We start from the raw sequence: 26,930 nt of genomic DNA, 5'->3' as shown, positions 1-26,930 counted from the left end.
GACACAGTTGTAGTACTATGAAAAATTGTAACATAGGCCTGAAGGCCCTTGCGCTGACGGGGGCACTGTTTACCCTTTCCGGCTGCAGCCAAAAATTTCAAGATGTGCAAGACACGATGTCGCTCGCATTGTTTGGAATCGACGATGTGGTGGTCTCTGCCGATAAAGTTAACGATCTCCCTTACGCGAGCCTTTATGCCAAAACCAACAATGGCGGTCAGGCATTCATGGTGTTGGGTTATGCTAACCCGAGTATGTCGAACCTCGCGGACCCTACGAATCATTTTCAGCTGAAATGGTTGTCAGCGACGGGCGAAATGCTGGTCACTGAACACGGTCGCATAGTAAAAACCATCAACCTTCTCGGTGGTAACCTCTCTGCCAGCTATTCCCACCAAGCCGACCCGCTTGCCCTTGGCTTGCTAAAAGGTGCCACGCCTCACGTGTGGACACGCAAAGTGGATTGGCAACCGGGCTACCATGCGGGTTACACCTTAGAATCACGCTTTCAGCTACAAGGTGAAAACACCTTGATGGTGAATGAGAAGCCCGTAAGCACAGTGCATGTCATCGAGTATGTGCATGCGCCTCAGTTAGATATCGCCTTCGAAAATGAATTTTGGTTGCACCCAAAAACAGGGCATGTCATTGCCAGCATTCAAACCCCTGCACCGGGGATGCCACGCATTGAACTGACGGTGTTAAAGCCTTTTTCGGGAGTGAGCCAGTAACATGAAAAGCCCTTTTCTTTGTACTCAGACAAGCCAATTTCTCAAAATAAGCCTGCTCGACACGCACCGCACGCTGAGCACCATGACATTGTTTTTTGCAGCATCTGTGTTTTGCTTAACGGTGTCTGGCCAAGCCATTGCCGCAGAACAAACCAAGGTAACCGTCACCAACTCTGCTGACGCTACGCGCATGTATCACGTGGCCTTTAATGGCGCGCCACGCGTATCGCAAGTGGTATCACAAGGTGCCGCAGTGATCAGAGCCAATGCCAACAACATTCTTGCCCACAATACCGACACTGTTTATTGGCAGGGTGCAGGGCTTTTTGATACCGCGAACACACCTGAATTAGCCTCTTTGAAAAAAGCGGTAACAGACAACCTGAACAAACTTCAAGAAGCTTGGCAGAACGATGCTGAAAAACACGCGTCTGTCACCGCGCTCTCAACGTTTTTCGCCGAATCACAATTTCAATCCCGTATTCAAGTACCACTGGATGAAGATTTTTATCTGTCTGGCAGTAAGGTAAACCCATTAGTGAAAGGCAACCTGATGTTAGTGCTGCCATCACGCCCGAATAATGTTTGGGTGATAGGCGCAGTGACAGAGACCACTGATGCCGATTTTCAGCCTGACTACGTTGCCGATGATTATGTAGACATTGCACAAACGCTGAACACCTTTGGCATCAGCGATGTGACGGTTATCCAGCCAGATGGCGAATTAGAAATTCATCAAACTGCGTATTGGAACCAGATGCCTAAAAACCTCGCCCCAGGCGCAACGATTTTTGTGCCTTTTCAAGGTTTGCCTTCTGCGCTTTCCTCTCTTAACCGCGATATTCCGCGTCTTCTTCAACATCGGGTTATGTAGTCATGCGTTGTACTTTATTTAAACTGTCTTCCCTTTCGCTGGCTTTGTTACATGCCCTTCCGGCTGTCGCGAACGATCTCAATTTCACGAAATTTAGCCCGACCCAAAGTGATTTTGGTGGTGTGGGCTTGATGCAAATGCCCACCGGACGCGTCGCGCCTGAAGGTGAGTTTTCGCTCGGTGTCACCGTGAATGATGATTACCGTCATTACCATAGTTCGTTGCAATTGATGCCTTGGTTGGAAGCGACCATTCGCTACACACAAGTACCGGATTTGTATTACAGCAATTACGAAAACTTCAGTGGCGACACCTATTACACCGACAAGGGCATTGATGTAAAACTGCGCCTTTGGGAAGAAAGCTATTGGCTACCTGAAACCTCGATCGGTATCCGTGATATGGGCGGTACAGGTTTGTTTGATGGCGAGTTTATTGCTGCAAGTAAACACATGGGCCCGTTCGATTTCACTGTCGGTATTGGCTGGGGTTACATGGGTAACCGTGCCAACCTAAAAGGCGATACCAGCCTTGGTAATGACTGCGGGCGTGATACCTCTTATAAAGGTAAAGGCGGCAGTTTTGATTACAGCCGCTGGTTTACGGGTTGTATGTCTGTGTTTGGTGGTATGGAATACCAAACCCCTTGGGCACCGTTAAGCTTTAAAGCCGAGTACGATGGCAATAACTACAAGAGCGATTTTGTCGTCACGCGTTCTGATAAAGAAATGCCACAGGATTCGCCATTCAACGTCGGCGCGGTATATCGCTTAGACGATTGGGGCGACATTCGCGCCAGCTTTGAGCGCGGTAACACCTGGACACTGGGCTTCACCCTGAAAACCAATTTCAACACGCTGTCACAAAGCTGGTCAGACACACCAACGCCTGCTTACAACGGAAAACAGGGCGAATCCGTGGATGACATTGATTGGGATCGCGTGGCAACAGACCTTGAAACCATCGCCGGTTATGGCCAAACCAAAGTCTATGCGGATGATGAAAGCATCACTGTGGTGGGCGGCCAGTCAAAATACCGTGATCGCGACCTTGCACACGAAAAAGCAGCGATGATTTTGACCAATACCGGTTCAAAGGCGTCAAGCTTCCATTTGGTCGAACAAAGCGCAAACCAAACCACGGTACAAACTGACATTGATGCCTCGGCATACCGCAAGGTGGCCAATCAAGAATATGTCGGCGCGAACGTTTCAGACACTACACGTCGTACAAACCCAAGTACTGCACGCGGAATGTTGCAAGCTGACACCAGTAAACCTTGGTCTGTGAACGTGAACCCGAGCCTTCAGCAATCGATTGGTGGCTCAGAAGATTTCTACCTGTTCAATATTGGTGTAACGGCGGGTGCCAGTTATTGGCTGACCGATAACATTGAAATTGGCGGCGGGGTTTACGTAAACCTTTACGATAACTACGACAAGTTCCTTTACGACGTGCCGCCAGACGGTACTGATCTGAAACGTGTGCGTACCTTGGTGCGCCAATACATTTCCGATAACCGTGTGCGTGTGGGCAACTTGCAGCTAACGGCATTCGATAAGTTTGGCGACGATTTCTACGTTCAAGCTTACGGTGGTTATTTGGAAACCATGTTTGCGGGTGTCGGTGCTGAAGTCTTGTATCGCCCTCTTAACAGCAACTGGGCGTTCGGTATGGACATGAACTATGTTGCCCAGCGTGACCCAAATTCTGAGTTTGGTATTTTCACGGAAGAAGTGCATTACGACCCAACAACTAAACGCTCTTACCGCGTTCAAACGGGCACACCGACAGGGCATTTCACCACCTACTACCGTCCTGAGTGGAGCTGGTTTGATGATTTGTTGATCAAGGCGAGTGTCGGTCAGTACTTGGCGGAAGATAAAGGTGTCACGCTGGACGTGTCGAAGCAATTCGATAGCGGCGTGATCGCAGGGGCCTACTTGGCGAAGACGAACCTTTCCGCGGAAGAATTCGGTGAAGGTAGCTTTAACAAAGGCTTCTACATTTCGATTCCTTTCGACATCTTCACCGTGAAACCAAGTTCGAGCCGTGCTTTGGTCGGCTGGACACCGCTTTCACGTGATGGCGGCCAAATGCTGGGACGTAAATACCATTTGTATGACATGACGAATGGGCGCTATCCAAACAGTGAATTTACGAATCGGTAAGGTTAAGAGAAGGTCCTAGTTCCTAGGTTCTGGGTTCTGGGTTCTGGGTTCTGGGTTCTGGGTTCTGCAACGATTTTCCAAAAACCTAAAACGCCGTCAAGCTTTTCGCTTTCGCTCTTCCTAGGATCTAGGACCTTCTTTTCCTAGATCCCTGCTCTTACGAACCTATACCTTAACTGCAAGCACCGCTTTCTCCGCCAATCCTCGCTCCTCAATCACCTCCCCTAACGCCTCCTGTGCTTTTTTGTCGCCATGCACGATTCTAATTTCCTTGGGCTTTTGCGGTATGCCTTCAATGAAGGCGAGCAAATCGTCTCTGTCTGCATGGGCCGAGTAGCCAGACATGGTGTGGATGTGGGCGTTGATGGCGATGTTTTCTCCATCGATGTGAATACGTTTATCGCCGCGCTGAATATTGCGCCCAAGTGTGCCTCTGGCTTGGTAGCCGGCCAAAATTACATCGGTGCGTTTATCCGGCAGTAAAGCTTTGAGGTAGTTGAGCACTCGCCCGCCGTTACACATGCCACTGGCGGCGATCACGATGGCAGGTTCGCCTGTTTGTTTGAGGCGGTTGACCAAGCCGATATGGTCGCGATGGGTATTGATGGTGATGCATTGGTCAAACGCGAGTGGGTGTCGCCCTGAATCCAAAGTGGTTTTGGCTTCTTGGCTCCACAAGGATTTAAAAGCGCGGTATTGCTCCGTCACTTTTGTTGCCATTGGGGAATCGAGGATCACGGGGATTGTGGCCCATGTGCGCTTTTCATCGTCAGTTAAGGATGTGGCAAGCAGGTTTTCAATATCGAACAAGAGTTCTTGGGTTCTGCCAACACTGAAAGCGGGAATGATGATCACACCGCCATCACTAAGTGAACGATTGATCAGCGTCTTTAAGCGTTCGGCACGGGAAGCGATCGACTCATGGGTTTTGTCACCATAGGTACTTTCGATCACGAGAACATCTGCACGTTCTGGCGAGATGGGATCTGGCAGTAAAGGCGTATTACTCGGACCAAGATCGCCGGAAAAGACAACGCGCTCGCCATTTGGCAATGCCACTTCGATGTATGAGGATCCGAGAATGTGTCCCGCCGGTTGAAAGCAAATGCTGGCGATGGTGGAAGTGATCGGGCCGGAGGCGCTGCTTTTGGAGGAGGAGGCGATCTGGGTAGAAGCAGTAGAAGCGCGTTTTATGTCAATCCATGTGTCGTATTTGATGGGACGTATCAGCGAGCGAATCAGGTTCAACACGCGCTTACGTTGTCGAGTCTTCATGCCGAGTTGGAGGCGCAATCCGTCATCAAGCATCATCGGCATCAGTTGTGCTGTCGCTTCGGTGCAGTAAATCGGCGCGCGAAAGCCCGCGGCTAACAGCCAAGGAATACGGCCTATGTGATCAATATGGGTATGAGTGACGAGCAAAGCATCGATGTCTTTGACGGGAAAGTCGACATTAAGCGGTTTACTCTCGTCCCCTTGGAATAACCCGCAATCGATCAAGAGCTTCCCTTCGTCTGTATTGAGTTGGTGGCATGAACCTGTCACGCCATCTTTGGCGCCGTGGTGGATGATGTTCATTGTTCTTCCTTGATAGCGCAGTCACTCTGACATACATCAGTGATTGTCTGCGTGTAATCTCTTATTGATATTATTATAAAAATCAGTGCATTAGATGGTATGTCATTGTTGCATATTCGCACCTAAACCAAAGGGGATGACGTTTCACTTTTGGAGGGAAGTAACGTGAGTAAGTCGCACAAGCGAAATAAGACTCACATTTGGACTGCCACTGTTTATATCCGAACCCTATGAAAAGGCAGGATTCAGACAACGCGTTTTCTTACTTGAATTTTTCCTTACTTGAGTATTTCTTGCTTGAAAAGTGACAGCTTGCATATGGAAAATACGTGATAGGCAAATGTCTCACTTATCAGAACAGTTTATGGCAAGAATATGATGTACTTTGTTTTTCGATAGCATTACCTAGGCAAAGGATTGAATACGTGATTATCAATGAATGAGGTATGTAAAAAAATCCATGTTGTTATTGCCGATGATCATCCCCTCTTTATTAAAGGCGTAGAAAGCCTACTTGCGACTGCGGGTCATATCATCTTGGTGGACAAAGTGCCTGATGGCGATAGCTTACTGCGTAGTGTAGCAAGTGCTTCTCAGGTGGATGTTGTGGTGCTGGATCTCTCTATGCCCGGCCCACCAAGCGAGGAGCTGATCGACGCGCTTTTGGCGCATAAGGCGTCAATGGGCTTGATCGCATTGACGATGCACGCGAATGAGCACTTGGCGCTTCGATTATTGAAGCGTGGCTTATCGGGCTATGTGCTTAAAGATGCTGCCTTTGATGATTTATTGCATGCCATTGAGTGTGTTGTGTCTGGGGATGTGTTTGTGTCATCTGGGTTGGTTCAAGAGATCAAGCTCCTTGAAAACGACGCGCAGACTGTCTATCTAACCACACAGGAGGGGCGTGTGCTCAAAGAAGTGTCGCAAGGCTTAAGCAATAAAGAAGTGGCACAACGTCTGGATATCTCGGAGCGGACGGTACGTTTTCATTTAGGAAACTGTTGTGAAAAGCTCGGGGCACAAAGTCGCACGGAAGCGGTGACGGTTGCACGCGCTCGCAGATTAATCTGAGGCTATCGGTAGTGTAATGTTAACAAACGTACCCTGCCGGCTCTTCGGTATTCCATACTCGATATTACCGCCAAGTAATTGAACGCGTTCGTTGAGGCTGACGTGGCCAAATCCCTCGCTCATTGACGCGGCAGAATGGTGGTCCACCCCAATACCGTCATCCTCAACACGGATGATGATAGATCGTTTGTTCTGTCGAATACTGACCCAGGCGCACTTTGCCTGGCTATGTTTGGTGATATTTCCCAACAACTCCTGAACAAGTCGATAGATGTGCGCGGCGTTGGACAGTGACACAGTCATATCAGCGACGTCGGCCTCAATGCATATCTGATTCCGTTTTGTTAACCGCTCAGCGTCCATATCAATCGCCTCTTTTAGGCTCCTCTTCTCCAACACCACGGGGTGAAGCCCCTCAATGATTCTACGCATAGACACGATGGCATTTTGTAGCTCGCTTTTTAATAAGGTGTGATGCTGTGGTTGTCCCGTTTTTTCGCTGAGCTGAAGGTGTAGCTTGGCACTCGATAAGTACTGCCCGAGTTCATCGTGAATATCTCGGGCAGTCGATTTCTTCTGTTCTTCTAGCCTTGAGAGCATTTGTCGGGTTAGGGTTTGGTAACGCACTGAAATATCTTTTATTTTCAAAAAATATGCCCAAACAAGCGCATAGCGGAAGAACAATGATCCGATGACTAGATTGCGATTATACAGCCCCTCAATCGGTAGCCACTGCGTGCGAATAGAGAGTATATAAATACACAACCCCATCAACATCGCGACACTGCCGACACGCTTTTGCTTGATGCTGAGCCCTGCGCAAACCAATGAAAAGATAAACAACAGTGCCGTTAACGCACTCCACACTAGCCAGGCGGCAGGTTTGATTTCCTTAGGGATAAAAGGCATCAAGAGTAAGAAGGCACACACAGTCACACCAAAGGTTACTGACCACAGCATGGCGGGTGTGGCGAGACGTTGTTGTACGTTAAAAAAGATCGCGTTAACCAAAGGAGTAAATAAAATACAGAGGAGAAGCGTTAACTTGGTTGCGTCGTTTGTTATGCCTTGTAGATGACCGATATCTAACAGTAAGCTGCCGCAGAAAAGTAACCCGCTACCGAGTAATAACCAGATAAATTCGGGAAACTTGTGGAGCGTTGATTTAAACAAAAGAACGATAAGCGCTAAATCGACAATACCAAGTAAAATGATGATGCTGTCAATAATATGGATCGTGGTAACGGCTTGGGTATATTGTTTGGTGGCAGTGTGTTCATCGACTATTTCAACATTACCTGAGATCCCAACCCCACCAGGTAGCATGGCCCCCCACGCTTGACCAAAGCCGAGTTGAATCTGAATAATGAGCTCATTATTAGTGGGCTTTAATAGTGCGTTTGGGAGGGGATAAGCCCGCGGCAGATTATTAGGATTGTCTAAGATAATTTGCCAGTTTTTCGTGAACTGACCCACTTGGCCGATACGCTCACCATTGAGGTAGACCCTGTCATTATGACGTATACCTGCAATATAAAGCGTTTGTGGGCGCTCGGAATGGGTGATGCGCATTGGCGCATTGAATCTTGTTCTGTAATTACCGTACAGGCCATTTGTGGGATTGGTATTAAGTAAGCCTGGAACGTTAACGGTTCGCCACGCTTGCACCTTGGAGAGATCTTGAGGTGAGAGCAAGGTGTGACTTTGAATAAACTGCCACTGTCCATTGAGGGAAGTGTCTTGGGCAAATCCCTGTGCGCTGAACACTTGTATACTGAAAAGCAGAGCCAGTAACGTCGTTCCCAGCAACACTCCCCTGCGAATCAGTCCCCACATACCCTTTCCCTAGACTTTCTTTTTACTGAACGTCGAGCGCTGAGTATACGGCATCAGTAAGAAGAATGTACCTGTCGTTGTCGCCAGTGATATTAACGTGCGTTTTGGTTCATTCTTGGAGACTCAGATACATATACCGCAGATTGATTGGCGCATAGTTGCGGCTTGGATAATCAGGGGGCTTGGAATGACTAAGGGGCTTGAAGTGATGTATAAATTTCCGTTTTTCGTCATATTAGTGATGGCGGCGTTTGGTGGCAGTGCTAACGAGAAGCAACAAAAAAGCGACTTTTCCGTTTTTTCACCCTCTGATATGTCAGTCGTTAACACCCATTCTCCTGCCTTTGTGTTTTCTCTTGGTGATGTGTTAACAACGCAAAAGGCGTGTAATGGCAACACACCCGTTGCGAGCCATAAGACGACACTGACCGTGCTCGAAACAGGCGATGCTACGTCTGAGGAAGAGGTGTTTGCGCATCATAAAGTGATGTTTAGTCGGCAAATGGACATCCCCCTAGGGTGCCAATATAAGGCGAGTTTTGAAGACTTAACCCTAGAAGAACATGTCGGTTATGCGTGGTATTTCAGGGATGAAGAAACAGGAGAACGGTCGCCCCTGAATAGGATTATCTATGCCCAGCAACACCTTGGGGGTAATGTTAACCCTTTTGAATGTAAAGAAAACCATGTCAGAGAGGGCAGTTTTCTCAGCAAAAATCAACGGGGTGAATGGCAACAAAACACGCTGGATGCAGCCAATGAAAGTGCAGCAGTCTTGTATGATGAAGGGCACGATGATGACATGTCAGCGATGCTAAAGGATCAGCACTTCGTCATTTATCAGAAGCTCAACGCGCCATTGATTCAAGGTGAAAACTATCAGGTGAATCTGTCACTCAAAACGTTAGAACCCGGCGCAGGGTTTCAACTTAACGTGTTGGCATTCAATGATGATTTTTCTGGTATTGACCCGAATGCGCATACGGCAGTCATTGGCCTAACAGGCACCCTACCCGACACGCATCACTGGCTTCGTGTGCCTTTGGAGGCATGGACGGCCTTCGATCACTTTGAATCCATTGCCATCGCTGTTGTGCCAATCGATGACGAGAAACCCCCTGTCGTGTTACTTGACCGAATGTGCGTAAGTCGCACCGACCAATCACCGTGTGACAATACCAATGACGATGGCACAACCAATGACATCGTCGATTTTACGGCCCCAGACGCGCAAGGCCCCATCGAAACCGAATTCGAATACTTGCTGGGTGCTGTCGATGCGCTTTATCCCGACCACGATACTTCAACCATTAACTGGTATCACGATGGCATTGGAGACACCCCTTTGGGGTGTGCGTCGGTAGACAACGAGAAAGACAGCCAAGAAGAGCTAGATTTGCTCGCGGAATACGAAACGGAAGATGCTCAGTTTGATGACGATGCAACACTTATCGACGATGCCATCGCTGACGTGCTAGCTCAAACACGCGATTTGTTTGCGGCTCCGTTCTCACAAATCACCCCCATTTCAAACGACAGTAAGAAATGCTCGCCGTCCGATTGGTTGGCGAGAGACCCAGAAAAGCCGTTTTCTGGGCGAGATATTGTTTACATTCATGGCCTGCAAATGGCAGCGCTTAAGGGGAATGTCACCCTGCCTGCGACGTTCCAAGAAAAATGGCCCACCGACCCATCTGCCTTTTACCAAGGTGGGGTTTTCCATGATGAAGCGACTTCGAATTATTGGAATCTGCATATCAAACAAGCGCTAGGGTTCGACCCAAACACCCCAGTGGGTCGGCCCTCAAACTCCTATCTGGTCGTGACGTATTCTGCTAATCAACGACTAGACATCGGCATTCATGCTGTGCTGTCACAAATCAAAGATGCCATGGGGGGCGTTAATGATGGTGTTGTGCAATCTGAGGTCGCTTATCAAGGCAGTCGCTGCTTTGGTGACAGTGGCATTGTGGTCGTCACACACTCAACGGGTGGCCTCGCGGCGAGCGCTATGTTTGGGTTGGCAGAGAAATCACATAGTGACCCAGCGGTGAATAATTTTTACGGCGATGTTCGATTTATCACTGAGAAAATCGATGCTCAGGTTGGCATTAATGCCGCCTACGGCGGGAGTGATGTGGCTGAATTTGCGCTAGGTTTACTCTCGGACATTTCCCTCTCACCTTTATTAACGACGGCACTAGAGGATCACATCGATTTTATTAACCCTGCGGGGCTAGTGAACTTGAACATATGGTACAACTCAATATTGGTTGACTTAGTACCAAGCAATGCCAGCACGAAATGGCGACCTTGGATGGAAAGCACGATCCCCACCTTGACCTTGGTCAGCGCCATTGCGGGGAAAACTGCCGAGAGCGGGCCGCTTGGTATGATCCAAGGTATTACAAAAGGGTTTGACGATGCGGTGTTATTTCCCACCTCACAGGCCAATAATGTGGTGAAAAGGCCGCGGTTTGAAGTGACAAATAGAAAGTTACTCAAAGATAAATCTATGGGTAAGAAGAAACGAAACCGCATCATTGCCGATACCAAGAAGGCATCAGGTGCTGGCTATCGAAACTACGTTATGTCACCCACCCTAGGTGTAACAGGCATGCTCCAACATCAAAGTGTCAAAGCGCTCGTTGATTTGCCGAACCAAAATGTGGCGAACCACCACACTGTCCTACAAACAACCGGTGACCACCTTGATACTGTCAATGACGTTTTTAGGAATGGTGCTAACTATGGTTATGCGAAATTTCACGATCGAAATAATGAAGAAAGCAGTATCGTGTTTAATTCAGCATTGTATTCCCAAGGCTTACTTCATCCCGACTTTGGCGACCTAACAAGAGAATGGGTACGGAAAAAAACATGGGGGTTTTATTTACCACGCCTTTGGTTTTTAAATGGCCAGTGGTGGAAACCTCGTATTATTTGGCATTACCATGAGCAAATAAAATGGAAGCGTCACTATCATTTATTAAAAGACCATGATTCTAAAATGGGCATTGATTATATGTATGATTATGTCCTGAGAGATTAATGTTATTCACGAATAGCGCTATGTTATACCTATATACCCAAACAACCTCAAGGTGCTTGTTCAGCGAGAGTTTGTTGGCTGGCAGACGCGGCGCTGAATTGAAAACATAGTTGTTCTACGTTAAAACTCAGCAACAAAGCATGGCAGCCAACAAAACTCGCCCTTTGGGAGCCTCTCATTTCACTCACTTTTTTGTCAAAAAACCTCGAAATGGCTCACCATTACTGTGGTTTTTTTCCTCAAATTGAACGAAATGAGAAGCTCTGAATCCTGCATCTTGAGGTTATTTGGGTATAGTCCCTTCTTGATGGAGCGCACTACATCGGCAAAGGGACGCCTTGACCATAACGTCAGTAAAGCTCGCTGAATCCGGCATCTTCAAGTTGTTTGGGTATAAACGACCTGAAGATGCGGGGTTCAGAGAGTTTGAGTATATTAGCGCTTTTTCTACTTCTATTTCTGCGCCTTATATTTCCATTTCTTACATTTTCATTTCTTATATTCCTGTTCATTATATTCCCGCTTCTTGTGATCACGATTTCTATTTTTACAACCTCTATATTTCTACCGCTTCTATTTTATCGTCCATATCTATTTTTAACCCTGTCGTTCACGCCAGTTATATATTGGCATAATATTTTGCAAGCTATCACTCCCAACGCTATTTTAAAGAGGAACGGGAAATGATAGCGAATAATAAAATCTTTGCCCTAAGTGTGGGTATATTCTTTTTGCTAACGGGTTGTGGTGGAGAGAAAGATGCCTCCACGGGAGGGGAAGACAGTGCCTCAAATGGCACACAAAAAATTGAGGTGAAGGGCATTCCCTCAGGCTATGACGTGACGGGATGCATTGATAACGATGGTGATTACTCATGTGATACTCAGGAGGTCCCGCTCGACAAATTAACGGTTTCATCCGATGTGGGTGACAGAGCGCAGATACTCACGAAGCTTTCCCCACCAGCAGATATTGGTAGCGGTGTCTATCAGGCGTATAACGGCGTGCGCACGATGGTGACACCTGCTAAATCCTTGTCAACGAGCCCGCTAGATGCGTTAGCCCATGGCTTGCACTTGTTGGCGCAGACGTACCAGAATCCAGAAGACCAATCCTCCGGCGTGACATTGAGAGCACTGGGTGAAACCAACGTGAGTGGCCTTCGAATTTACTTTGGAAAACACCCCATCCATTCTCATGAAGATGCGCTCAACGTACTGAAAAATACCTTTTCGTTGGATGGCACTGAGGTTCAAAACGAAGCCATTCTTCAAGCGCTCAATATGAATTTGGAACGCTTAGGAGAGCAAGGGCTGGGGTTAGGTGAGGCGCTGCCTGCGAATATCAAAGCAATGGCAGAAAGCGTGGTCAATTTAACGGTTCAGTCGCAAAGTATTTGCGAACGCTACCCTGAATATTGCGCAGGTAACCCTGATGACACCTACCCGCCCATTGATCTCTCGTCAATAACGCCTCTTCCTGAGGCAACAGTCACACCCGCAGACTGTGTTAGATATGAATATGGTAATTGCGTTGAATGGGTCGGGCCAATGCCTAGCACAGTGATATTTTCAAATGCCTTGCAGTTTAGCAAAAACGATGCTGCAGAGATTGCCAGTCATGCGCGTGATAAGTCAGGTAAAACCAATACGATGGATCATGCAGTAACGGCATTGCAGTGCAATGATAACGAGATTAAAAACCTCTACTTATATGGCCTTAACGACAACTTTGGCACCAGTAATACTGAAGTAACAAACCCCTTAGGCCAGGCGGCTGTGTACGCATCATTGCTGCCAAGTTATGGTTTAGCAGTATCAGATTATGATTTCAATGCAACGCAACACACACAAGCTACGCTCATTGAAACCCTCTCAGGCATTCCAACTTCCATTAACGCTGGACGTGTCATTATCGGCCTCAGAGAGAATAGCTTATCTTTATCTGATACCCCCATTTTCAATAGTTCGGTGATTTTTGGCAGCCTCCAAAACAACGCCTGGTTTGGCGAGCTCGGTCAAACCATTATTAACACATGGACCAGTTACGGCGATGATGTTTATGCCAGCCCGTTATCGACAACAATGTCACAGGGATATGGCCATAACTTGCTTGCTCAACTTCAATCGGGTCAACAAACAGATGTGATGGCCGGAACATTGCTCAATGTCGATTTCATTGCCATTGCAGCCTGTGAAGATGCACCAGAGCCTTCAGGGCAGCCAGTATCAGACCTACTGGAAGAAGTGAAGAATGGATTTGAATGTGCTGCCAATGAGCAATATATGGAGATCGTGGGCGGCGATTTTGATGATTTCACCGGCGGCGCAGATCCTCACACCGCGGGCGCGTATTTAAACAGCTTTGCACAAATTGAATACGACACCGCCATCGCAAAACAACACACCTTTGCCGACAGTTTGGATATTGCCTTCCCAAACAGCACGGTGACTCATGCAACGTTTGCGATTAATACACGCCCTAGCGCGCCTGGCGCGGCAAATGATGTGATTGCCTTTGGCGATTTTACATCAGGTGTGCCAACCAATAGTCCGTTTGTTGCTTCTGTTCAACCTGGGGGCACGGCAACGTCAAACAATGGCACGCTGCGCATCGTGAATGAATCACAGCCGTTTAATGATGCGTCGCAACCCGGTGTTTCTTTGAATATGCTCGACATGCTCAACTCAGGTGCCACGGATTTCGATGTGATTGTTGGCGATCAAACGGAAGTGGACGGCACGTTACTGATGCTGTGCTTGGGCCAGAACTGTATCGATACGGATGGTGATGGTTACTGTGACGAGGAAGAAAAAGAAATCGGCAGTGACCCAAGCAATCCTCATTCTACGCCTGACGATCTAGACGGTGATGGCTATCCAAATAACATAGACTGTAACCCCACTGATCCAGACGTAAATATCGATTGCACCGTCGATGTTGTTTATCCCGAGTCATGCAACACCGAATACACACTCGCACTCCATGAAGCGGCAAACTGGGTATTTGCGGGTACGAATACGCCGCCTAACGTAGGCAATGCGTTTACGACTTATCCCCCAAACCCCGCTTGGGCAGGCGTGATTTGGGATGGTGATATGGACGATGACGGCGTTAACTTTGGCCCGAATGACACATGGTTTAATTTCGGTTCCGCGCCGAACACAACCCATGTACTACAAAACGATTTCTGTGCCTGTGGTGATGTCAAAGTCACCATCGACGACATGAAATCGGATAACGAAGGGTACATCGATATCATCAATACTGATCCACAAACGGGATTGATGAATCGCTTAGTGTCGCGCACAGCGGGACATAGCCAAGTCACGATGGCCTCATGGGGCCCGGTAGAAAGTGGCGTATGGCAAGCGTCGGGCAACGGTTCAGCCGTTGACTACACACTTGAGTTTGGCGTGAAAAACTATAGCGGCCCAAGCGGTGGCGCGGTTCAAGGTTCATTGGCATTCGTTGGCCACTTAGGCGCCTGCACCTCGATGGATGAGGTGGATGGCGGTGTTGATACCACTTGGCCTCGACCATTGGTTGTTGATGATATTGCAATCAGCGTTGGCGATATTGCGATAGTAGAAGACAATCAAGGTGGTGGTTCCGTTGTTTTTGATGTCACTGACGCGATTTGTGATGCAGAAGATATCAGCACGGGCACTGGGTGGTGCGGAGGCGGCTTTTCACTTCCCGCGAAACCCAGTCCGATTTTGGCTAGCGTAAGTGCAGCAAGTGGCACAGTGATCCCGCCAGAAACAGGGCTGACACCCTTAGTCGAGTGCGTTGACGGAAGCTTGCAAGCTGTGTGGTATGACGATGCAACGGATGAATATTACCGTTCGCCGTTGAACCTTGCTTGTGATCTATCGGCTTGGCCTCCAACCGCGCTGTAATGATCTTCGCCAAATATGCCTACCCATAGGCACAATCCGAGAGTGCACATACTCTCGGATTTGTTTAGCTGATAACCGGTTCAAACATTGAAGCCGGAACATGGTGGGCAGTGAAGCGTCTGCTGAAGACCTCTGGCTAGGGTTATACCCCCTATTCCCATCGGTTTATTACAGATACGAAAAAGGCCGCTGCCTCTTGTTTATAAGAGCCAGCGGCCTTTTCTAATTTGGCGGAGCCAAGAGAAAAACAACAGCGAGATTTATGCGGCCGCTCCGCGTCCTTCCCTTCGGGCCGTCGCCTTTTCCGACTTCGTCGGGGCAACGTTGTCTCGCTTCGCTCGGCTGAACCCTGGCTAGGGTCCTGCATCCCTATCTTTTTCAAGGTTTAAAATGCAAAAAGGCCGCTGCCTCTTGTTTATAAGAGCCAGCAGCCTTTTCTAATTTGGCGGAGAAATAGGGATTTGAACCCTAGGAGGGCTATAAACCCTCGCCGGTTTTCAAGACCGGTGCTTTAAACCACTCAGCCATCTCTCCGTTGTTGTCGCGAATATTATAGGGGCTTCAGGGTCTTGTAAAGCAAGAATTTGATGAAAACGGTGCGTTTGCACAGGGTTTGAACAAAGTGGGTGTGACACGATCAATTCGTGCAATAACTGCGAGAGAAAAACAGTCGCTGCTCGGGGGGAAACAAAAAAAGCGAGCACTGAGCTCGCCTATTTTTTAGTGCTCTTGTCGGTGATTATCCGAAACGGCCGCTGATGTAATCGCGTGTGAGTTTGTGCTCTGGGTTGTTGAATACGTTTTCTGTGGTATTCAACTCCACCAAATCGCCCAAATGGAAGTACGCGGTGCGATCTGACACGCGCTTTGCTTGTGACATTGAGTGCGTGACCATCACGATGCTGAAGTTTTCTTTTAGTTCTTCAATAAGATCTTCGATGATGCCCGTTGCGATGGGGTCAAGCGCTGAACACGGTTCGTCCATCAAGATAACTTCGGGTGCAATCGCGATGCTGCGTGCGATACAAAGACGCTGCTGCTGACCGCCTGACAATCCGGTTGCAGGCTGATCCAAACGTGATGCCACTTCATCCCACAAACCTGCACGACGCAGCGATTCTTCAATCACGCCGTCTAGCTCGTCTTTGTTATCAACCAAGCCATGGATGCGAGGGCCATAAGCGACGTTGTCGTAGATGGATTTCGGGAACGGGTTCGGGCGTTGGAATACCATGCCGACTTGTGAACGCAGCTCGACGATCTCTTGCTCTTTGGCATAGATGTTATGGCCATCGAGTAAGATCTCCCCTTTCACCTCACAACCTGGCACTGTGTCGTTCATGCGGTTCAAACAACGCAGGAACGTTGATTTACCACAACCTGAAGGACCAATCATGGCAAGCACTTGCTTCTCGCCAATGTCGAGATTGATGTTGCGAATGGCGGATTTTGCGCCTGCTTCGTAGCTCACGCTGACGTTTCTTGCCGTCATTCTTGGTGCGTCTACAAACGGAACGCCACAGGTTTCTTTCGGGGCGGCAGTATGTTCTGCAGCGTCCATTTTTTTGCTTTGCGGGAATTCGCCGACGTGTGTCATTGTGGTTGTCATATTCATACTCCTACCATCTGCGCTCTAAGCGCTTACGCATGATGACGGCACATGCGTTCATAAATGCCAAGAACGCCAGCAGCACCATAATTGCGCCTGAAGTATTCTCAACAAAACCTTTTTCTGGGTTTTCTGCCCAGAGATAAATTTGTACTGGCAGCGCGGTTGCTGCGTCCAACGGGCCTGATGGCACTTCTACGATGAAGGCAACCATACCAATCATCAGCAGCGGCGCGGTTTCGCCCAAGGCTTGGGCCATACCAATGATGGTGCCAGTTAGCATACCGGGCATTGCCAATGGCAATACGTGGTGCATGACCATTTGCATTTTTGATGCGCCGACACCCAATGCAGCATCGCGCACGGATGGCGGCACAGCTTTAATCGCGGCGCGGCTTGAAATAATGATGGTTGGTAGCGTCATCAATGTGAGCACCAAACCACCCACAACCGGTGCGGAACGCGGCAAATCTGCCACGTTAAGAAACACCGCTAGACCCAACAAACCAAATACGATCGACGGCACAGCCGCGAGGTTGTTGATGTTGATTTCGATGAGCTCAGTGGCGCGATTACGCGGCGCAAACTCTTCTAGGTAAATCGCGGCAGAGATACCAATCGGGAAGCTAAGAACCAGTGTCACTAATAGGGTGTAAAACGACCCAACGGTTGCGCCCCAAATGCCTGCAAGCTCTGCATCGCGGCTATCGCCGTTGGTGAAGAAGTTCGAGTTAAACACGGTGCGAACGTTGTCTTCACGTACCAGTTCGTCATACCACGCAATGTGTTGGTTCTTGAACATCCGACCATCTTCTGGCGTTTCTGCTTTGATGTTGCCTTTGTTGTATTGGTTGAAGTTGTCGCCGGCTTGCGCCCAGTATTCGATCTTCTGACCAATCAAAGATGGGTCGGCAATCACCATGTCGCGCAGGTCGTATTCCGCGCCGTTCGATAAGAACGCGTAAAGCGCACGCTTGTTTTTACGACCATCCACGGGGATTTCTTGAAGAATGGCTTTACGCACCACTTTGCGGAAGCTGGCATTCATCAAGGTCTTTTTATTGATGTCTTCGCCTTCAATGCCGAGCGCACTTTCAGACAGATCCACGGTCAGTTTGATTTCCGTGGTGTAAAACGCGGTGTAGCCGTCAGAGACAATGGTGGTCATCAGCACGATAAGGAAAGCAAACGCCATGGAAATCGACGCAATACCGTAAAAACGGAAGCGGTTTTCCTTTGCGCGGCGGCGTGCGACGCCTGCTTTGACTTTCTCTCGCTTGGTTTCAGCGATTTTCAATAATCTATCAGTCATACTGCTCTCGATATTTCTTCACGATACGAAGTGCGACAAAGTTAAGCACCAAGGTCACGACAAACAGGGTCAAACCCAGCGCGAATGCAGCGAGTGTTTTCGGGCTATCGAATTCTTGGTCGCCCACCAGCAAGGTGACGATTTGCACCGTGACTGTGGTAACCGAATCGAGCGGGTTGGCGGTGAGGTTCGCTGACAGGCCAGCGGCCATTACCACGATCATGGTTTCACCAATGGCGCGCGAGACCGCAAGCAACAAACCACCCACAATGCCCGGCAATGCAGCGGGAATCACCACGCTTTTAATGGTTTCTGACCGTGTTGCGCCTAGGCCTAACGAGCCATCGCGCAGTGCTTGAGGTACGGCGGTTATGACGTCATCAGACAGGGATGACACAAACGGAATGATCATGACGCCCATGACGACACCTGCCGCCAATGCACTTTCTGATGATGCACCGCTCAGGCCCATCGCATGTGCGATGTCACGAATAAAGGGCGCTGCAGTCAAGGCTGCGAAGAAGCCATAAACGACGGTTGGGATACCCGCAAGGATCTCCAAAATGGGCTTAACAATGTTACGCACGCGTGGAGACGCGTATTCCGCCAAGTAAATCGCACTCATCAAGCCAATTGGCGCGGCGATACACATGGCGATCAACGAGATCATCAAGGTACCGGTAAAAAGTGGAATTGCGCCGAATGCACCGCTTGCACCTTGTTGATCTGCACGAAGGGCAATTTGTGGCGACCAAGATGTTCCAAACAAGAAGTCGGTCATTGGAATGATTTGGAAGAAGCGAATCGCTTCAAACAACACGGAAAGGACGATACCAAGGGTGGTCAAAATCGCCAGTGTTGAACAAAACATGAGGAAAAATTGCAGGCATTTTTCCACATAGTGTCGCGCTTTCAGCTTCGGTTTAACGATACGCCAACCCAACGCTACACCGACAAGAGACAAGGCAGCCACGGCGACGAAACGCAAGGTTTGGCCAATGCCTTCCAGATGTTGATAGTGTCCTGCTGCGGCCAACAAGCTTGGGTCTTCGGTTTGAAGCACACCGTTAGCAATATGGATAATTTGGCTATAGAGCAATTGAATATTCTGGTGCGAGTCAATGGTTGCTTGTGACACTTGTGCCATGACCAATGATTCCACCGTACTTGGCTCAATCGCTTGCCAGAGGATCAGCAAGAGAAAGCTCGGAATTGCCGCAAGAATGGCAGCAAACGAACCGTAATAGGCAGGCCGAGAATGAAGTGTGTTTAAACCACCGCTTACGGTAGCCACATCTCGGGAGCGTTTTTTGGCGAGGAAGTATGCACTAAACGCGAGCAGCGCTACTGTCACCATCAATGTGGATGTCGTCATCCCTATTCCTTAATCCCTGATACAGCAAAAGTGGTGCGCCTTTCGACGCACCACTCAAGGGTTACAACTTACAGATTTGGTGTTAAATCTACTGCGCTGTTGCGAACCAGTTTCCAATCACGTGCTGACAGTGGAATCAAACCACGGTCTGTCAGGTAACCTTCGTCACCAATTGCATCTTCAGACGTAAAGGCAGCAACGTACTGTTGAAGGCCTGGAATCACGTCTGCGTGTGCTTTTTTCACGTAGAAATACAGTGAGCGAGACACAGGGTAAGAACCGTCGCCGATAGCATCAAACGTTGGTACTACACCGCCAATTTTCGCGCCTTGTACTTTGTCAGAGTTCTGCTCAAGGAAGCTGTAACCAAAGATGCCGAATGCACTTGGGTTTGCATCTAGCTTCTGAACGATAAGGTTGTCGTTCTCACCTGCTTCAATGAATGCGCCGTCTTCACGAATACCGTGACACACTGCTTTGAACTTTTTCTTGTCCGCTTTTTTCATCGCTTTCAATGCTGGGTACTGCTTACAACCACCTTCCATTGCTAGCTCAACGAATGCATCGCGAGTACCAGACGTTGGTGGTGGACCAAGCACTTCAATTTTCAGCGCTGGAAGTGACGCATTTACGTCTTTCCACGTTTTGTTCGGGTTTTCAATCAGGTTGCCGTTTGCATCCGGTACCACTTTCGCGAGCGCAGTGAAAAGGTCTTTCAAGGTGATGTCGAACTGCTGCGATTTCTTCGAGTTTGCAAAGGCGATGCCGTCATAGCCCACTTTCACTTCAACGATATCTTTCACGCCGTTCTTGGCACAAAGCGCCACTTCAGAGCTTTTGATTTTGCGTGATGCGTTAGTGATGTCTGGCGTGTTTTCGCCAACACCTGCACAGAACAGCTTCAAACCGCCGCCTGAACCCGTAGATTCGATTTTTGGTACCGAGAATTCTGAGGTGCGACCGAAGCGTTCCGCTACCACTGTCGCAAATGGGTACACTGTTGAAGAACCAACAATACTAATGTAATCACGTGTTGCTGCCGCGGCATTGCCCGCTGCAAACGTTGACAGGCACACTGTAGATGCCGCAATCAGAGCCTTAAGTTTCACATCAACCTCCAAGTCGATATTTTTGAAATGCTCGCTCTCTGGCGTTGTTACCGTTGAGCTATTAAGTTTTGCCTCATGTCTGCGGACAAATTTAGATTTCTTATGTGACACTTCCCTGACCGAATTGTGAAAATTTAGTTACAACCCATTCATCTAAACAGCTCCACATTAATGACATCCATACGTCATACCACTGACACATATCCGACATACTCTGTTTTCGCGGCGCTCAAGCGAGTTTGAATCAATCAATGCGTTTTCTCGGCGAGACAAAACGCCCGCCCGGCGCAAAGAACAAAAGACGTAAAACGAGACGCACCTCACTCACACTCATTTGCTTGCGCAGTTTCAGCACTTGGCTTTGTAATATAAAAAACATGAGAGAAAAGGATGACTCAGCCAATACAACCTTCAACATTGACCACCAACGCGTGCAATTCCGAATCGACTTCTACCGATAAGGCACACCCTACGCCGACCGACAAACGCAAGACGCAGCGCGTGGACAAAAAACCACGGGTATTGTTTCTGTGTGATGGGCGGGAGGGGCTATCGCTGATTGCACAAAGTGTGTTGAACCATAAAGCAGACACTCATTACACCGGGATTAGTGGGTTTACCGGGAAGGTGTTTAATGAAGATGCCGCGTGCGGGACACTCCGCCGTTACAACATTGATTGTACGTCGACGAACTTAAAGCCCTTGGAGCACTACGCAGACGAACACGTTGATTTTGTTGTCGCTCTGACACCGTCAGCCGTGCAATCAGGAAAGCCTTTCCCCGCGTATGGCAAGTTTATTCCTTGGGATATCACAAGCGGTGGCGACGTCACGGAGATGGCGATGATCATTAAGGCGATCAATGATCAGGTGAATTATTTTCTTTCTGTTTATTTGTATAGGTAGGGGGAAGAGCGGGCTTTGAGATTAGAGGAGCGAGATACGAGATAAGAGATAAGAGATAAGAGCGAGAGGTTAGCGTTCTCCTATCTCGTAATCTCACAATCTCGCTGTCTCGCTGTCTCGAAATTTTTCAGAATAGGCTACGCCAGCGCTTCCAATTGGCTTACCGCCAATGACGTGTTTTTGTAGATGACATAACAGTCACGACCCGCGTGTTTGGCATCAAACATGGCGGTATCAGCCAAGTAAATGATGCGATCAATCGTTTCTTCCGCGCTAAACGAGGGCGTATTTTCGCAATGGAAGTGGCACACGCCCATACTCGCTGTCACGGTAATACCGTCCAGCGGCATCTTGCTAAGACCTTGTCGAATACGCTCACACACTGCGTCAACCTTATGAAGCTCGATATCTTGCAGCCACAACATGAACTCTTCGCCGCCGTAACGCCCGACAAAATCATAGTTTCGAATCGCGTTTCTGAGCACTTCCGCCACTTCCATCAGCACAAGATCGCCCCGTTGGTGGCCATAGGTATCATTCACGAGTTTGAAATGGTCGAGATCGACCAACACCACCGCGCCTTGCGACTTACGTCGATTGAGCATGTTGAGACTTTGCCCAATATGTTCAAACAAGAAGCGTCTGTTGGGTAATTCCGTGAGGGGATCGGTGCGTACCAAGCTCTCAAGCTTTCGATTGAGTCTCTCAAGCTCTTCGCGTTGTTGTTGGCGGGTTAACTCTACTTCAATCCACGTCGCCATCAGTTTCAGCGAGTCGATATCAATGTCTCGGAATTCACGCGGGTAAGGATTCGGGCTGGTAAAGTTCAAGGTACCCACCACTTCACCTGCAAGTTTGATCGGAATACCAATGTAGGATTCCAAACCAAACTCTAAATAGGCTGGGTGCTTACCCAATACGTCGGATTCACCTACATTTTCGATAGCCACAGGGCCACCAGCATCTACAGTCACCCAGCAGTAAGACAAATCGTAAGAGAATTCATCACCCGCTTTTAACGGCACATCGTCAGGGCATACCACATGTTGAATGATGTAACGGCCTTCGGTGATCAGAGAAAGAATGCCAATATCAAGATTAAAGCGCTCCAAACCCATTTGAAGCAACTCGGCTATTTGATGGTCGATCCCTTTATCATAATCATGCGTGATTTGATAAAGGCGTCGAATCACCTTTTCGCTCTCGGACATCTGCACAGAAACACATTCCCATAATTGATACACCTACTAAAAGCTTAGGCTTTTTCAGTGTTATCAACCACTTTATATCGAATGAAATCAGTTGTTAGTCTAAATAGACTAACCCTGTGTGGTTAAGGATGTGATCGTAATAGGTTTTTTCGACGCAGAGACGGCGCAATTTCTTCCCTGATTTTTGGCTTCAAGCAAGGCATTGTGTGCCATGTTAATCAACTTATCTAACGCGCGGGCATAAGGGATAGGGTATTCACTGTCACTTCTGAACGCACAATACCCCACACTGATGGTGACGGGTTTTCCGTCCAATAGACACTTATTCACATGGGTTGCCATACGTTCACAGACTTTGGCCACCTCGGATTGCAGGGTGTCTGGCAGCCAGACGATGAACTGCTCACCACTGTAACGCGCAACATAGTCATAATTTCGAATGGCGTGGCGAAGCGCAGTCGCGACCCCTTTCAGGATGCGATCGCCTTCATCGTGGCCGTATTTTTCATTAGTCATGCGCAGGAAATCGATATCCACCAATGCCACAGCGCCTTCGCCGTCACGACGAATAAGCTGGTTTAATTCGCGATGAAGGTAATCAAACAAGGCGCGGCGACTTGGGAGCTCTGTTAGCGTATCGACGAATTGTAGGTGTTCAAGTCGTTGGCTCAATTCGCTATAAGACTGCCTCGCCCCTTCAAGTTCGGCGCTGTATTCTTCATTCTCTAATTTCATTTCTAGCATCCCTGCCATGAGTACCAAGGCATCTTCATCTTGCGCGTCGTTGTGTCGTGGCTCAGCGGTGTTACGAGAAAAACTCAAGGTCCCCCATACCGCACCACCAAAATAGATCGCCACGCCCCAATATCCTCTAGGAAGAGAATTTATCACGGGATGGCCTGCTAACTTTTCATGCTGCTGGGTATCCGGCGCGAGAATGGCTTTTTCTGACCCTGCAGTGATCCCGCAAAACGTACTGCTGACAGGCACCACCTGCCCCGAAAACCGTTCAGGCACACTGCCTTCTGAAATACATTCAACGTTGTGGAGTTCTTTATTGTCAATGCGTGACAAACATGCGGCATTTGCGGAGAAGTAATGGAGGCCGATAAGCAACATTTCCTGAGTCCACACAGAGAATGGAACGTCGCGTCTACGAACAATAGAGGGAAGTTGTTGAAATACGGTATTTAGTGGCGCGAGTTCCTGTGACATAACGGCCTCTTACTTTTTTCTTACTCATTAAACAAATAGCACAATGTGTTGATTCGGTTTTTATTCCGTGTACTGCTTTTGGGTTACCACCACTGAATTAGTGGCTGCAATCATCTGTACAATAAGAAACCAAGATGCCTATAAATTGTCACTATAATGTGTAAATTTTCTATACAAATAATCTTAAGCGCAATTCGTCAAAAATAAATTATGCTTATTATTAGCAACTTGAAATCATCACTCACTTTTGTATTTTTCTTCATTTGACAGTAAGGATCGAATTCATGCCAAGAGTGACCTTCTCTCGAACCGGAAACAGTGTCGATCTTCCGACGAACAGCTCTTTGATTGATCTCGAAGATAGCCGCGACAATGAAGTGCCGTTTGGCTGTCGCTCTGCCGCGTGTGGAACCTGCTTGATTGATGTGGTGTCTGGCATGCATAACGTCTCTCCGAAAAACGAAGACGAGCAAGACTTGCTGGATACGCTCGATCTCGATGGAGAGAAACGCCGCCTAGCTTGCCAATGTGTCATCCACGGTGATGTGACCATCGATCCCCAAAGTTAGCGCCTTCAGCCTTCCCTCTCTCGCTTCTTTCTACGCCCGTCTTGATCTCAACCCCCCGCGTTGAGTTTGATTGGTGTAGAATTCACGATCTTTCAGCAATCCTTGCTGTCTCTCCTTCTGATTAACATTTTCTACAAAGGTTTTTACGTGATTTCCAAACTGCCCAAATGGGTTGAGTACGGTGCGTTCGTTCTTGCGATGACGGCTGGCTGTGTAAACGGGATAGGGTTATTGGGGTTTGAGCATCAAGCCATTTCTCACCTATCAGGCACAGCAACACTGATTGGCACCGACATCATTAATAATAATCCCGTGAAGTTTGTTCACTTGATGGGTGTATTGGCAGGTTTTTTTGGCGGCGCGTTCTTGTCTGGCGTGGTGTTAAAAGACGGCACGCTGATTCTCGGTCGTCGGTATGATTTTCTGTTAATCATTGAAGCTTTGCTGCTGGTTGCAGCGATATATCCGATGCAACAGGGCGCAGCGTATGGTTTATATTTTGCGGCGGCTGCGTGTGGGATTCAAAATGCACTGGTCACCAGCTACAGCGGCGCGATCGTCAGAACCACACACATCACCGGCATTATTACGGATTTGGGTTTGATGTTTGGCGCGCTAATGCGTGGGCACCCGTTAAATCAGCGTAAGTTGGTGTTGTTTTGCGTCATCGTGGCAGGCTTCATTCTTGGCGGTACGATCAGCGCCATCATTTTTCCCATGATGGGTGCGTATTCTTTCGCTGCGCCCGCGTTTATTTGTGTCGCGCTTGCCGGGGTGTATCGCGTTCATATGTGGCGACAACGCATCGTTCCAAAGGCGTGATAGGTTTATACCCAAACAACCTGAAGGTGCTCGATTTCATAAGCCATCAGAGTGCTCAATTCAAGGCATCTTCAAGTTGTTTGGGTATATTGCGTCTGTCTTTTATCCGATATGAGAAACTTGAGCACAAACAAACTACATTTTTTTTCTTTGTGCCATAGTGGAGGGCTGATGTGGTGCCATTTACAAGGACGAAAAATGAAAGACGAAACACTCTCCATTCACGCTGGATATCAAACTGACCCTACGACGAAGTCTGTTGCAACACCGATTTATCAGACCGTTGCTTATGAGTTCGACAGCGCCCAACACGGTGCAGATCTGTTTAACCTCGCCGTTCCCGGCAACATCTATACCCGTATTATGAACCCAACCAATGACGTGCTTGAACAACGTATGGCCGCATTGGAAGGTGGCATTGCAGGTTTGGTTGTGAGCGCGGGAAGCGCAGCAATCAACTACGCAATCCAAACCTTGGCTGAAATTGGTGACAACATCGTTTCTACGCCACAGCTATACGGCGGCACTTACACCTTGTTTGCACACATGCTGCCAAAACAAGGGATTGAAGTGCGCTTTGCAAAAGACGATAAACCAGAAAGCCTGGCGGCTTTGATCGATGAAAATACAAAGGCGGTTTACTGCGAAAGTATTGGTAACCCTGCGGGTAACATTGTCGATTTAGCGAAAGTGGCTGAACTTGCGCACGCGCAAGGCGTGCCAGTGATTGTGGATAACACGGTTGCTACACCTGTGTTATGTAAACCTATCGAACATGGCGCTGATATCGTTGTTCACTCACTCACCAAATACATTGGGGGCCACGGGACAACGCTGGGCGGTGTCATCGTAGATTCCGGTAAATTCCCTTGGGCTCAACACAAAACGCGGTTCCCTGTGTTTAACCAGCCCGAAGCGGCTTACCACGGAGTGGTATATACCGAAGCATTTGGTGATGCCGCGTTCATTGGCCGAGCCCGTACCGTGCCGCTTCGAAACACAGGTGCAGCACTTTCTCCGATGAATGCATTTATGTTGATGCAAGGGTTGGAAACGCTGTCATTGCGTATGGAACGTCATGTAGAAAATGCGTTGAAAGTGGCTGAATACCTTCAAGGTCACGAGAAAGTGAGCTGGGTTAGCTATGCAGGTTTGCCAGATTCTGAGCACCATGCACTTGCGCAGAAATACATGAAAGGGCAACCTTCTGCGATTCTTTCCTTTGGCATGAAGGACGGTTATGAAGCGGGTGTGCGTTTCTATGATGCCTTGGCGTTGTTTAAGCGTTTGGTTAACATTGGTGATGCTAAATCACTGGCGTGCCACCCTGCTTCAACCACGCACCGTCAGATGAGCGAAGATGAACAAGCACAAGCGGGTGTTTCACCAGAAATGATTCGTTTGTCTGTGGGTATTGAGCACATTGATGACATTCTTGCTGATTTAGAGCAAGCGCTGAACGCGTAGCGCGACAGCTTAACTATCAGCAACGGCGTCTTTCATTGTCGTGTTGCATCTTAAAAGCCCGTATTGCGGGCTTTTTCCGTTTTTTGGATATTCTCTAACCGCCCGTAACCAAATGAA

The 26,930-nt window shown here is 48.4% G+C and carries 18 protein-coding genes and 1 tRNA gene; 10 read left to right on the top strand and 9 right to left on the bottom strand.

The features are described 5' to 3' along the window. The first annotated feature begins 17 nt into the window (after nt 1-17). From BCT27_RS07160 to BCT27_RS07150, 3 genes are read left to right on the top strand one after another with little or no spacing between them, the layout of a single operon-like run. Nucleotides 18-731, top strand: a complete 714-nt coding sequence (locus BCT27_RS07160) for a YjbF family lipoprotein (RefSeq protein ID WP_102395397.1) — start codon at nt 18-20, stop codon at nt 729-731. A 1-nt stretch (nt 732) separates the two neighbouring features. Continuing rightward, the gene (locus tag BCT27_RS07155) at nt 733-1,605 is read left to right on the top strand and encodes a capsule biosynthesis GfcC family protein (protein WP_102395396.1); all 873 of its coding nucleotides are present in this window, start codon (nt 733-735) and stop codon (nt 1,603-1,605) included. A 2-nt stretch (nt 1,606-1,607) separates the two neighbouring features. Beyond that, nucleotides 1,608-3,776 carry a YjbH domain-containing protein gene (locus BCT27_RS07150; RefSeq protein ID WP_102395395.1) on the top strand — a complete coding sequence of 723 codons (2,169 nt, stop codon included), beginning with the start codon at nt 1,608-1,610 and terminating at the stop codon, nt 3,774-3,776. 165 nt (nt 3,777-3,941) lie between these two features. On the opposite strand, the gene BCT27_RS07145 is transcribed toward BCT27_RS07150, so the two are convergent. Next, complete coding sequence (locus tag BCT27_RS07145; RefSeq protein WP_102395394.1) at nt 3,942-5,354, bottom strand: MBL fold metallo-hydrolase RNA specificity domain-containing protein; 1,413 nt, start codon at nt 5,352-5,354, stop codon at nt 3,942-3,944. Nucleotides 5,355-5,789: 435 nt separating this feature from the next. On the opposite strand from BCT27_RS07145, the gene BCT27_RS07140 reads away from it, so the two are divergent. After that, entirely contained in the window at nt 5,790-6,428 is a 639-nt protein-coding gene (locus BCT27_RS07140; protein WP_102395393.1) for a LuxR C-terminal-related transcriptional regulator, read from the top strand. On the opposite strand, the gene BCT27_RS07135 is transcribed toward BCT27_RS07140, so the two are convergent. Then, nucleotides 6,420-8,264, bottom strand: coding sequence for a sensor histidine kinase (locus BCT27_RS07135; protein ID WP_102395392.1), 1,845 nt, complete (start codon nt 8,262-8,264; stop codon nt 6,420-6,422). The two genes, BCT27_RS07140 and BCT27_RS07135, sit on opposite strands and share 9 nt — an antisense overlap. Before the next feature lie 187 nt (nt 8,265-8,451). Here BCT27_RS07135 and BCT27_RS07130 point away from each other — a divergent pair, with 187 nt between their 5' ends. Further along, nucleotides 8,452-11,316, top strand: a complete 2,865-nt coding sequence (locus BCT27_RS07130) for a hypothetical protein (RefSeq protein ID WP_102395391.1) — start codon at nt 8,452-8,454, stop codon at nt 11,314-11,316. A 683-nt stretch (nt 11,317-11,999) separates the two neighbouring features. Beyond that, nucleotides 12,000-15,218, top strand: coding sequence for a thrombospondin type 3 repeat-containing protein (locus tag BCT27_RS07125; RefSeq protein ID WP_102395390.1), 3,219 nt, complete (start codon nt 12,000-12,002; stop codon nt 15,216-15,218). Nucleotides 15,219-15,661: 443 nt separating this feature from the next. Here the strand turns inward: BCT27_RS07125 and BCT27_RS07120 are convergent. From BCT27_RS07120 to BCT27_RS07100, 5 genes are all read right to left on the bottom strand, one after another. Further along, nucleotides 15,662-15,752: transfer RNA gene (locus BCT27_RS07120), tRNA-Ser, on the bottom strand. Nucleotides 15,753-15,957: 205 nt separating this feature from the next. Next, entirely contained in the window at nt 15,958-16,710 is a 753-nt protein-coding gene (gene pstB / locus BCT27_RS07115; protein WP_208862545.1) for a phosphate ABC transporter ATP-binding protein PstB, read from the bottom strand. Nucleotides 16,711-16,837: 127 nt separating this feature from the next. Next, nucleotides 16,838-18,139 carry a phosphate ABC transporter permease PstA gene (gene pstA / locus BCT27_RS07110; protein WP_102395389.1) on the bottom strand — a complete coding sequence of 434 codons (1,302 nt, stop codon included), beginning with the start codon at nt 18,137-18,139 and terminating at the stop codon, nt 16,838-16,840. Continuing rightward, the gene (gene pstC, locus BCT27_RS07105) at nt 18,132-19,514 is read right to left on the bottom strand and encodes a phosphate ABC transporter permease subunit PstC (RefSeq protein ID WP_102395388.1); all 1,383 of its coding nucleotides are present in this window, start codon (nt 19,512-19,514) and stop codon (nt 18,132-18,134) included. The genes pstA and pstC overlap by 8 nt, the downstream gene beginning before the upstream one ends. Nucleotides 19,515-19,582: 68 nt before the next feature. Then, nucleotides 19,583-20,623 (bottom strand): substrate-binding domain-containing protein, encoded by a 1,041-nt coding sequence (locus BCT27_RS07100; RefSeq protein ID WP_017010196.1) that lies wholly within the window; start codon nt 20,621-20,623, stop codon nt 19,583-19,585. A 390-nt stretch (nt 20,624-21,013) separates the two neighbouring features. On the opposite strand from BCT27_RS07100, the gene BCT27_RS07095 reads away from it, so the two are divergent. After that, nucleotides 21,014-21,529 carry a hypothetical protein gene (locus BCT27_RS07095; RefSeq protein WP_102395387.1) on the top strand — a complete coding sequence of 172 codons (516 nt, stop codon included), beginning with the start codon at nt 21,014-21,016 and terminating at the stop codon, nt 21,527-21,529. A 137-nt stretch (nt 21,530-21,666) separates the two neighbouring features. Here BCT27_RS07095 and BCT27_RS07090 read toward each other — a convergent pair whose 3' ends face one another. Both BCT27_RS07090 and BCT27_RS07085 read right to left on the bottom strand, forming a co-directional pair. Beyond that, nucleotides 21,667-22,740, bottom strand: a complete 1,074-nt coding sequence (locus BCT27_RS07090) for a sensor domain-containing diguanylate cyclase (RefSeq protein ID WP_102391858.1) — start codon at nt 22,738-22,740, stop codon at nt 21,667-21,669. 108 nt (nt 22,741-22,848) lie between these two features. Beyond that, nucleotides 22,849-23,955, bottom strand: a complete 1,107-nt coding sequence (locus BCT27_RS07085; protein ID WP_102395386.1) for a sensor domain-containing diguanylate cyclase — start codon at nt 23,953-23,955, stop codon at nt 22,849-22,851. A 284-nt stretch (nt 23,956-24,239) separates the two neighbouring features. Between BCT27_RS07085 and BCT27_RS07080 the strand changes: the two genes are divergently transcribed. From BCT27_RS07080 to BCT27_RS07070, 3 genes are all read left to right on the top strand, one after another. Beyond that, nucleotides 24,240-24,524, top strand: coding sequence for a 2Fe-2S iron-sulfur cluster-binding protein (locus tag BCT27_RS07080; RefSeq protein WP_017010201.1), 285 nt, complete (start codon nt 24,240-24,242; stop codon nt 24,522-24,524). Nucleotides 24,525-24,671: 147 nt separating this feature from the next. Next, nucleotides 24,672-25,346, top strand: a complete 675-nt coding sequence (locus tag BCT27_RS07075) for a YoaK family protein (protein ID WP_102316699.1) — start codon at nt 24,672-24,674, stop codon at nt 25,344-25,346. A 198-nt stretch (nt 25,347-25,544) separates the two neighbouring features. Then, nucleotides 25,545-26,813 (top strand): O-acetylhomoserine aminocarboxypropyltransferase/cysteine synthase family protein, encoded by a 1,269-nt coding sequence (locus BCT27_RS07070; protein ID WP_102395385.1) that lies wholly within the window; start codon nt 25,545-25,547, stop codon nt 26,811-26,813. Nucleotides 26,814-26,930 lie beyond the last annotated feature (117 nt).

The sequence above is a fragment of the Enterovibrio norvegicus genome, assembly GCF_002876705.1.
GTDB classification, from domain to species: Bacteria; Pseudomonadota; Gammaproteobacteria; order Enterobacterales; family Vibrionaceae; genus Enterovibrio; species Enterovibrio norvegicus_B.
The sequence above is the reverse complement of the archived record's forward strand: the minus strand, read 5'-3'. Positions and strand labels throughout refer to the sequence as shown.

What these genes read in the sequence shown, in the direction of transcription:
- BCT27_RS07090 (WP_102391858.1), bottom strand. Translation starts at nt 22,740, where the DNA reads ATGTCCGAGAGCGAAAAGGTGATTCGACGCCTTTATCAAATCACGCAT.
- BCT27_RS07160 (WP_102395397.1), top strand. Translation starts at nt 18, where the DNA reads ATGAAAAATTGTAACATAGGCCTGAAGGCCCTTGCGCTGACGGGGGCA.
- BCT27_RS07135 (WP_102395392.1), bottom strand. Translation starts at nt 8,264, where the DNA reads ATGTGGGGACTGATTCGCAGGGGAGTGTTGCTGGGAACGACGTTACTG.
- BCT27_RS07125 (WP_102395390.1), top strand. Translation starts at nt 12,000, where the DNA reads ATGATAGCGAATAATAAAATCTTTGCCCTAAGTGTGGGTATATTCTTT.
- BCT27_RS07130 (WP_102395391.1), top strand. Translation starts at nt 8,452, where the DNA reads ATGACTAAGGGGCTTGAAGTGATGTATAAATTTCCGTTTTTCGTCATA.
- BCT27_RS07070 (WP_102395385.1), top strand. Translation starts at nt 25,545, where the DNA reads ATGAAAGACGAAACACTCTCCATTCACGCTGGATATCAAACTGACCCT.
- BCT27_RS07140 (WP_102395393.1), top strand. Translation starts at nt 5,790, where the DNA reads ATGAATGAGGTATGTAAAAAAATCCATGTTGTTATTGCCGATGATCAT.
- BCT27_RS07150 (WP_102395395.1), top strand. Translation starts at nt 1,608, where the DNA reads ATGCGTTGTACTTTATTTAAACTGTCTTCCCTTTCGCTGGCTTTGTTA.
- BCT27_RS07155 (WP_102395396.1), top strand. Translation starts at nt 733, where the DNA reads ATGAAAAGCCCTTTTCTTTGTACTCAGACAAGCCAATTTCTCAAAATA.
- BCT27_RS07080 (WP_017010201.1), top strand. Translation starts at nt 24,240, where the DNA reads ATGCCAAGAGTGACCTTCTCTCGAACCGGAAACAGTGTCGATCTTCCG.
- pstA (WP_102395389.1), bottom strand. Translation starts at nt 18,139, where the DNA reads ATGACTGATAGATTATTGAAAATCGCTGAAACCAAGCGAGAGAAAGTC.
- BCT27_RS07145 (WP_102395394.1), bottom strand. Translation starts at nt 5,354, where the DNA reads ATGAACATCATCCACCACGGCGCCAAAGATGGCGTGACAGGTTCATGC.
- pstB (WP_208862545.1), bottom strand. Translation starts at nt 16,710, where the DNA reads ATGACGGCAAGAAACGTCAGCGTGAGCTACGAAGCAGGCGCAAAATCC.
- BCT27_RS07085 (WP_102395386.1), bottom strand. Translation starts at nt 23,955, where the DNA reads ATGTCACAGGAACTCGCGCCACTAAATACCGTATTTCAACAACTTCCC.
- pstC (WP_102395388.1), bottom strand. Translation starts at nt 19,514, where the DNA reads ATGACGACATCCACATTGATGGTGACAGTAGCGCTGCTCGCGTTTAGT.
- BCT27_RS07095 (WP_102395387.1), top strand. Translation starts at nt 21,014, where the DNA reads ATGACTCAGCCAATACAACCTTCAACATTGACCACCAACGCGTGCAAT.